Source organism: Vibrio neptunius, assembly GCF_000967495.1.
In the GTDB taxonomy this organism is placed as follows: Bacteria; Pseudomonadota; Gammaproteobacteria; order Enterobacterales; family Vibrionaceae; genus Vibrio; species Vibrio neptunius.
This window is the reverse complement of record NZ_JXXU01000149.1, coordinates 1-1,871: the sequence shown is the minus strand read 5'-3', so window position 1 is coordinate 1,871 and position 1,871 is coordinate 1. Positions and strand designations below refer to the sequence as shown.

Sequence of the window (1,871 nt, the reverse complement as noted above, 5' to 3'; positions counted from 1 at the left end):
ATACAACGTTAACAATTAAAGCCAATAATAACCTTCTCAACTTCATTCAAACACCTTAGCTTCCCATAGCTTGTTAAAATTATTCCTACGCAAACCCATAGTTATAGCGATTCACAAGAAAAAACCTCAAGGTTATTTGGTAAACCTATCTTTCTTTTTACTGGTGTGTATCCAAATATTTTGACGCAGACAACTAATTCCACGCTTCAAATTTATTGGGTTCGACTCTTTCTTATGCTCGAAGACTGACTCACTAAATATATGTAAACCCAAAGTTAGCCAGAACTATTGGTAGCGTCTCTATTTCCCATTTTCATCGTCTATTCCCTCTCATTTTTCTTACTATCAGGTCAGGGTGAGAGCATACTAACTTAATCGTTCAATCCGCAAACATATTGGTCGCTTTTCAAACTGAGGAGTTTGTATTTTCTCGGCAGTTTTCGGGAAATTCGACTTAGATTTTAAGCTCGAATACGGCTTGATTAAGAAGTGAGCGAAGTGTGATCCCGCCCTGACTATCAGGTGAAAAAATGGTATTTATAGACTTTGCCTTTCACCATAAATACGATTAAATTCAGGGCGATGAAACTCTGGCTCTGTAGGGTCTTGAGATTGCTCAGGAAACTTCTCATAAACTTCAGCTGTATAAAGAAGCGCGCCAGAGTTAAGATCCTTTCCTTTCAACCTAGATTTTTTTTCACAGCGCTCTCCAAATAATTCAACGCTTTTAGTTGAAGACACATCATCCACACTAACACGACAATTATTATTAAATGACGAGAGTAAATATCGGTAATCATTGATATAAAAGTAGACCCAATGCCCTTGCAAGCTAGGCGACAAACGGGTGTGATAAGTTAAAAAACGCCCTCTTGGTGGTTTTTTATCACTTGGGAACTCTAACTCGACACTACCTACATCTCCATAGCGGTATTTAACGTAGCCAGTATCGGGGCTGTAATGTTGATAAGCACACAAAGACGCTATTTTTCCATTTTCTAGTTGGGTATTAAAATAGATATCTTCATCATCTTGACATAGCGTTCGATTCAAAGAACCTTCCCTATCAACTATTAAAGGATGAGCATAAGCCGTTGATAATAAAATTATTTTAACAATTAAAACCAAAAGTAACGCTCTAAATATCATTTAAACACCTTAGCTTCCCATAGCTTGTTAAAATTATTCCTACGCAAACCATAACTATCAGTGCCGTAGTTAACTTCTTTTGTCACCGAGTTAACTACGGATTCATCTGAACCAGTATCTGCTTTCAGATATAATTCATTGTCCAACCAAAAGTTCGCTGCCGAGCGTGTGGCATACTTAACCTCCAACAGTATATCCGGGTTATTAACTGCATCGATAATATCATCAGGCCAGCGCGCTTGGTTAGCGGCATGCCATTCATTAAAAGCGGTATAATTGCCACGACCAGTTAACTGCTTTAACCCTCGACCTCTAAAATTCCAACCGTCATCCGTTGTTAAGTAATCACCATTACCTAAATCTTTTTTACGACCTCCGTACATAACATTAAACAGCATGCGCTTATCATCTTCAGATGGCCTTGTGCCATCTTTTTTTACAAAAACTCCATTTTCCTTTCTATCAATACCTAGAACATCAATATATCGTTTTCCGGGATGAAGTTTATGATCTGCTGGATAGTATTTCTTTCTAGCTGTCTCGAACTGAGAGGTGTCTAACACCGTAGTCCGGTAATTGGTGTATTCTGCCATATTCAAAGTGGGCCCAGTTTCTTGCATTATCTGCGCAAAGAAATGAGTCCTACGCAAAGGGGTATCAAGCTTATAAAACTCAATATGGTCATTGAGCTCATCCACGATACCTTGCAACAGATTTTGCTT

The 1,871-nt window shown here is 38.4% G+C and carries 2 protein-coding genes; both read right to left on the bottom strand.

Features of this window, described 5'->3' with window-relative positions:
* Positions 1 to 537: 537 nt before the first annotated feature.
* Positions 538 to 1,149 carry a hypothetical protein gene (locus TW84_RS23530; RefSeq protein ID WP_045978030.1) on the bottom strand — a complete coding sequence of 204 codons (612 nt, stop codon included), beginning with the start codon at positions 1,147 to 1,149 and terminating at the stop codon, positions 538 to 540.
* On the bottom strand, positions 1,146 to 1,871 hold a 726-nt coding region (locus tag TW84_RS24750; RefSeq protein WP_045978029.1), incomplete at its 5' end, for a glycoside hydrolase family 19 protein. The genes TW84_RS23530 and TW84_RS24750, both read right to left, overlap by 4 nt.

Coding starts and splice junctions, on each gene's coding strand:
- TW84_RS23530 (WP_045978030.1), bottom strand. CDS start 1,149: ATGATATTTAGAGCGTTACTTTTGGTTTTAATTGTTAAAATAATTTTA.